Origin of the sequence: Rhodopseudomonas sp. NSM (assembly GCF_052445935.1) — a bacterium.
Taxonomy (GTDB): Bacteria; Pseudomonadota; Alphaproteobacteria; order Rhizobiales; family Xanthobacteraceae; genus Rhodopseudomonas.
The window spans coordinates 240,631-247,074 of record NZ_JBQTCH010000009.1 but is presented as its reverse complement, the minus strand read 5'-3'; the positions used below and the strand labels follow the sequence as shown (position 1 = coordinate 247,074).

The 6,444-nt window shown below is 66.4% G+C and carries 5 protein-coding genes; all 5 read right to left on the bottom strand.

Annotated elements, in window-relative coordinates; genetic code table 11:
• Positions 1 to 62 precede the first annotated feature (62 nt).
• On the bottom strand, positions 63 to 1,556 hold the full coding sequence (locus tag ACTZWT_RS21580) for a M20 family peptidase (protein WP_444771727.1): 1,494 nt from the start codon (positions 1,554 to 1,556) through the stop codon (positions 63 to 65).
• Between the two features lie 28 nt (positions 1,557 to 1,584).
• Complete coding sequence (ppa, locus tag ACTZWT_RS21575) at positions 1,585 to 2,121, bottom strand: inorganic diphosphatase (RefSeq protein ID WP_444771726.1); 537 nt, start codon at positions 2,119 to 2,121, stop codon at positions 1,585 to 1,587.
• A gap of 74 nt (positions 2,122 to 2,195) precedes the next feature.
• Complete coding sequence (locus ACTZWT_RS21570; RefSeq protein WP_322514667.1) at positions 2,196 to 2,705, bottom strand: GNAT family N-acetyltransferase; 510 nt, start codon at positions 2,703 to 2,705, stop codon at positions 2,196 to 2,198.
• Positions 2,706 to 2,891: 186 nt separating this feature from the next.
• On the bottom strand, positions 2,892 to 4,160 hold the full coding sequence (locus ACTZWT_RS21565) for a flavin monoamine oxidase family protein (RefSeq protein WP_444771725.1): 1,269 nt from the start codon (positions 4,158 to 4,160) through the stop codon (positions 2,892 to 2,894).
• A 126-nt stretch (positions 4,161 to 4,286) separates the two neighbouring features.
• Complete coding sequence (gene typA / locus ACTZWT_RS21560) at positions 4,287 to 6,110, bottom strand: translational GTPase TypA (RefSeq protein ID WP_444771724.1); 1,824 nt, start codon at positions 6,108 to 6,110, stop codon at positions 4,287 to 4,289.
• Positions 6,111 to 6,444: the final 334 nt, after the last annotated feature.

Genomic DNA, 6,444 nt, shown 5'->3' with positions numbered 1-6,444 from the left:
GGCGACCCGGCAATGACGATGCGCGTGATGCTCCGACGCCGCGGGGATCGGAGATGGTGTGCTCAGCCCGCGGTGTTCTGGATCAGCCGCACATAGAACCGGATCATGTCGGCGTAGTTCTTGATGCTGATCCGCTCGTTGGTGCCGTGGAAGCGCTTGAGGTCTTCGGAGGTGGCGCGGACCGGCGAGAACCGGAAGATGTTGTCGGCCACGGCCGAATAGTGCCGCGAATCGGTGGCGGCGATCATCAGCCCGGGCGCGACGACCACGTCGGGGAAGATCTCGCGGATGGTCCGATTCAACGCCGCGTAGGACGGGCCCGCGGTGCCGGTCACCGGCGGCGGATCGAAATTGCCCTCGAAGCCCTGGATGGCGATCCGGTCGTTGGCGACACTGGTGCGGACGTGATCGGTGACGCTGGCCTGGGTGTCGCCGGGCAGCAGCCGGAAGTTGACGCTGGCCTCGGCGATGCCGGGCAGCACGTTGTCCTTGTCGCCGGCGTTGAACACGGTCAGCGCCGTGGTGGTCCGCACCATCGCCTCGGTGGTGCCGCTCTTGGCGAATTCGCGCAGCAGCAGCGGCTTGAAAAGCCACAGATTCGACAGCACGATGCGGTTGAAGCCGCGCATTTCCGGCGCCAGCGTGTCGAACATGTCGGCGACCGAGCCGCGCACCCGCATCGGCAGGCGATTGTCTTCGAGATGCGTCAGCGCCGCGGCGAGCATCCCGATCGCGGTGTCGCGCGGCGGCATCGAGGAATGGCCCGGCGTGCCGCGCGCGGTCAGCACCAGCGTCGCGTAGCCCTTTTCCGAGACGCCGATCAGGGCGGCCGGCCGGTCGAGGCCCTTCATGATGCCGTCGGTGATCAGCAGGCCCTCGTCGAGCACGAAGTCGAGCCGGACGTTTCGCGCGGCCAGCAGGTCGGCGATCTGCTTTGCGCCGCGCAGGCCGGAGACTTCCTCGTCATGGCCGAAGGCGAAATAGATCGTCCGCTTCGGCCGGAAGCCCTGCTTCGCCATCTGCTCGGCGGCCTCGAGCATGGCGTAGAGGTTGCCCTTGTCGTCCCACGAGCCGCGGCCCCAGACGAAGCCGTCGGCGATCACGCCGTCGAACGGCGGATGCTGCCAGTCCTGTTCGGTCTTCGGCGCGATCGGCACCACGTCCTGATGCGCCAGCAGCGCGATCGGCTTGGCCTGCGGGGCGGTCTCAGATCCCGATCCTTGCCAGGTGTAGAGCAGGCTCTTGCCGTTCACGAGTTCGCGGGTCGCGGCGGCGTGGAATGCCGGGAAGCTCGCCGCGATATGCGCCTGCATCCCGCGCAGGGCGTCGGCGTCCTGCTCGGGGTTGAGGAAGTTGGAGATGGTCGGAAAGCGGATCGCCTCGGCGAGGCGCCTGGCGGCGCCCTGTTCGTCGACCGCGATCGGCGGCACCGCGGCGACGTCGATCTGCCGCGAGGGCTGGCGAAAGGTGTTGTAGGCCAGCACCGCGGCGAGGCCGGCGACCGCGATGATCGCCACCACCACGAGAGTGAGGATCCATCTCAGCAGCCGGCGCATCGCAGTCCCCTCCGCGGCCGGCGGCGCCTCAGACCTTCGCCGCCTTCGCCCGCTCGATGCCTTCGAGGATCAGCTTGTGGGCGTCCTCGGCGCCGCCCCAGCGCAGGATTTTCACCCATTTGCCGGGCTCGAGATCCTTGTAGTGCTCGAAGAAGTGCTGGATCTGCTGCAGCGTGATCTCGGGCAGATCGGAATAGGTCCTCACCCGGTCGTAGCGCTGGGTCAGCTTCGACGACGGCACCGCGATGATCTTCTCGTCGTGGCCGGCCTCGTCGCTCATGAACAGCACGCCGACCGGCCGCACGCTCATCATCGCGCCCGGCACGATGCCGCGGGTGTTGGCGACCAGCACGTCGCACGGATCGCCGTCGTCCGACAGCGTATGCGGGATGAAGCCGTAATTCCCCGGATAGCGCATCGCGGTATACAGAAACCGATCGACCACCAGCGTGCCGGCGTCCTTGTCCATCTCGTATTTGATCGGCTCGCCGCCGACCGGAACCTCGATGATCACGTTGACATCATGGGGCGGGTTGACGCCGACGGGAATTGCGTCAATGCGCATCGAGAACTCCGGGGTGATTGATTACGGGGACGTCCCGAATAGCCCGAGCTTGCGCCGTTCGCCAGCGCAAAACGTCAGTTGCTCCAGGCGAACGCAACCTTGTCGAGCGACTTCTGGCCGAACCGCTCCGAGGAGCGCGCCACCATCCGGCCGCCCAGCGCGCGGTAGAACTCGGTCGCCGGCTCATTGTCCGACAGCGCCCAGATCACCATGCTCTTCAGGCCGCTCTGCACCAGGTCGCGCCGCGCCGCTGTAAACAGACGCCGGCCGAAGCCCAGCCCCTGGAACTCCGGCCGCAGATACAGCTCGTAGACCTCGCCGTCGAAATGCAGGCTGCGGGCGCGGTTGCGGCCGTAATTGGCGTAGCCGGCGACCTTGTCGCCAAAGCAGAGAACGCTGACCCGGCTGCCCTTCCGGATCGCCGAGTCCCACCAGTTCGGGCCGCGGCGGTTGATCAGCTTTTCCAGCTCGGCGCCCGGGATGATGCCCTGATAGGCGGACCGCCAGGCCTCGTCATGGGTGGCGGCGACCGCGGAAGCATCCGCAGCCCTGGCCGGCCGAACCTCGATCAGCGTTGTGCTCATGACGCCGATCAAAGCAAGTCGCGGGCGCGGCATCAAGGTCCAACGTTAATTATCGGTTAACATGTGGACTTTCTGCATCACCGCGGACAGGGATGTGCCGGAATCGGACAGGGGGCGGGCGCGGAGCTGCCGCGTGAATCGTTCTGCACCGCACCGCACCGCACCGCTGCGCGGACCGCGGTCGAATCACCCAAGCTTGGCCGCTGCTACTACGTGCTGCGCCATCACCTCCCGCGCCGCCCGCTCTCCCGAATCTCTTGCCCCGTGGGCGGTGGAGAAGAAGTGGGGCGAGGTGGCTTCGCCGGCGAAGAACAGGCGGTTGTCGACCGGCGCGGCCAGTATGGCGCGGGCGCCGGCGTGGCCGGGCAATGCGTGCGAGTAGGAGCCGCGCGTGAACGGGTCGCGCGTCCAGCGCGATTCCGCCAGCGGCGATAATTTGCGGCGGATGTCGTTGCCGAGCAGGTCGGCGATCTCGTCGATGCCCTGCGCGGCGAAGGCGCCGTCGCCGGCGTCTTCGAGTTCGCGCGCGAAACGGCCGCCGAAGAAGCCTTCGATGCAGTCCAGGCCGAACGGGCGCAGATGATAGCTCCCCATCGCGGCGCGCATGGTGGCGCCGCGCAGATTGCCGTCGGCGGGAAAGCCGTTCGGGTCGGACAGCTTCAGCATCACCTTGTCGTCGGCGCCGAGCGGCAGGCCGCGCGCCGCCTCGACCTTGTCGGGCAACTCCGGCAAGAACCGGATCGCCTCGTCGGCGATCAGGTTGGTCGGCACGGTGATAATGACTTTGCCCGCCGTGAGCGGACCTTGCGATGTTTCCAGCCTCACCTGCAGGCCGACATGATCGATCACGCTCACGGCGCAGTGCAGCGCGACCGGGCACGGCGCGCCATAGGCCGCGATCAGCGCGCCATAGCCGGCGCGAATCCGCCAGTTCACCCCGGTGTCGCGATAGGCCTCGACGTCGTGGATCGAGATGCGGTCGAGTTCGGCGCCGTTGACGTAGGTCGACACCGCATCGATCATAGGATTCCAGCGGTTGCCGGGGTCGAGCAGGGTTGCGGCGGCCGCATCGGTCTTGCGTTTCGCGGCGCGCCAGACGCGCTCATAGAAGGCATCGAGCGCCTTGCTGAAGGAGGCGCGCTGGCGCGGCGGAAACACGTCGCCGAAGCTGCGCTCGCTCCACGGCGGATGCGTGGTGTCGATGGCGATGCCGAGCTGCCCGGCGACGCCGACGAAGGAGTTCTCGTCGGCCGAATGCAGCCAGCCGCAGCCGACGTCGAAGGCGATCTCGGACGTCACCATCTTCGTATAGGCGCGGCCGCCGATCCGGTCGCGCGCTTCCAGCACGATCACCGACAGGCCGGAATTCTCCAGCGCGCGCGCCGCGCCGAGGCCGGCCGCGCCGGCGCCGATGATGGCGACGTCGACGGAGGAGGGGAAGCGTTGCTGAGACATGGTTCAGCGTTCTTACCACGCCGATGACGGCGCTTCGATGTCGCTCTCAGCAGCCGAGACGACAATGCCCGGCGCGAGGGCCGGGCATTGTGCAATTCAGGACTTCGAGGCTTCGAAATTGTCGGATCAGGCCACTGCCTGCTTCGACTTCTCGGCGCGCTTGCGCTCGTTGGCGTCGAGGTGGCGCTTGCGCAGGCGGATCGACTTCGGCGTGATCTCGACCAGCTCGTCGTCCTCGATATAGGCCAGCGCCTTTTCCAGCGTCATCCGGATCGGCGGGGTGAGGCGGACCGCCTCGTCCTTCGAGGTGGTGCGGATGTTGGTGAGCTGCTTGCCCTTGAGGACGTTGATCTCGAGATCGTTGTCGCGGGTGTGCTCGCCGACGATCATGCCCTTGTAGACCTTCCAGCCGGGCTCGATCATCATCGGGCCGCGGTCTTCCAGCTTGAACATCGCGTAGGCGACCGCCTCGCCCTGATCGTTGGAGATCAGCACGCCGTTGCGGCGGCCCTGGATCTCGCCGCGATAGGGCAGGTAGTTGTGGAACAGCCGGTTCATGATGGCCGTGCCCTTGGTGTCGGTCATCAGTTCGCCCTGATAGCCGATCAGCCCGCGGGTCGGCGCGTAGAACACCAGCCGCAGCCGGTTGCCGCCGGACGGGCGCATCTCGATCATCTCGGCCTTGCGCTCGCTCATCTTCTGCACGACGACGCCGGAGAACTCCTCGTCGACGTCGACCACGACTTCCTCGACCGGCTCCAGCAGCTGGCCGTTCTCGTCGCGGTTGAGCACTACGCGCGGCCGCGACACGCTCAGTTCGAAACCTTCGCGGCGCATGTTCTCGATCAGGATCGCGAGCTGCAATTCGCCGCGGCCGGAGACTTCCATCGCGTCCTTGTCGGCGGATTCGACAACGCGCAGCGCGACGTTGCCTTCGGCTTCGCGCAGCAGGCGGTCGCGGATCAGGCGGCTGGTGACCTTGTCGCCTTCGGTGCCGGCGAGCGGCGAGTTGTTGACGATGAACGACATCGACACGGTCGGCGGATCGATCGGCTGGGCCTGGATCGGGGTATCGACCGACGGATCACAGAAGGTGTCGGCGACGGTGCCCTTGGTGAGCCCCGCGATCGCGACGATGTCGCCGGCTTCGGCGATATCCAGCGGCACGCGCTCGAGGCCGCGGAAGGCGAGGATCTTGGTGATGCGGCCGGTCTCGACCAGCTTGCCGTCTCGCGACAGCACCTTGACGCTCTGGTTCGGCTTCAGCGTGCCCGACGCGATGCGGCCGGTGATGATGCGGCCGAGATAGGGGTTGGCTTCGAGGATGGTGCCGAGCAGACGGAACGGACCTTCTTCGACCGACGGCGACGGGACGTGCTTCATCACCAGCTCGAACAGCGGGCGCATGCCGTCTTCGTGGTTGCCGTCGGGCTTGTCCGACATCCAGCCGTTCTTGCCCGAGCCGTACAGGATCGGGAAGTCGAGCTGATCGTCGGTGGCGTCCAGCGCGGCGAACAGGTCGAACACCTCGTTGACCACTTCGGTGACGCGGGCGTCGGAGCGGTCGACCTTGTTGATCGCGACGATCGGCTTGAGGCCGAGCTTCAGCGCCTTGCCGACCACGAATTTGGTCTGCGGCATCGGGCCTTCGGCGGCGTCGACCAGCACGATCACGCCGTCGACCATCGACAGGATGCGCTCGACCTCGCCGCCGAAATCGGCGTGGCCGGGGGTGTCGACGATGTTGATATGCGTGTCGTCCCACACCACCGAGGTGCACTTGGCCAGAATGGTGATGCCGCGCTCGCGCTCGAGATCGTTGGAATCCATCGCGCGCTCGACCTGGCGCTGGTTGTCGCGATAGGTGCCGGACTGCTGCAGCAGCTTGTCGACGAGGGTGGTCTTGCCGTGGTCGACGTGTGCGATAATGGCGATGTTTCGGATGTTCATGGGTTCTCTGTCGTGTCCTGCGGGCCGGTTGCCGGTCATCAGCGCGATCGCAGGCAAGCCGCGGAAGGCGCCTTCGCGGCGCGCCGCAATCTGCCTGTGCCTGATACGCGCGGGGCAATTCCAAAAAACAGGCCCGGCCGAATGAGGGCCGGGCACTTGCACGCGTTGCGACGCAATATAACCAAAAAACGCGAAAAAACAATGACGATCGGGGATTTGTTGTTTTCCCAAGCGACGCCCGGGGCTTGCGTGGACTGAACCCGACGCGCCTCTTGGTATGCCCGGCCCGGAGCTTCGGGGGTCTTTCTGATACCGGCCGAAATGGATCGCTCAA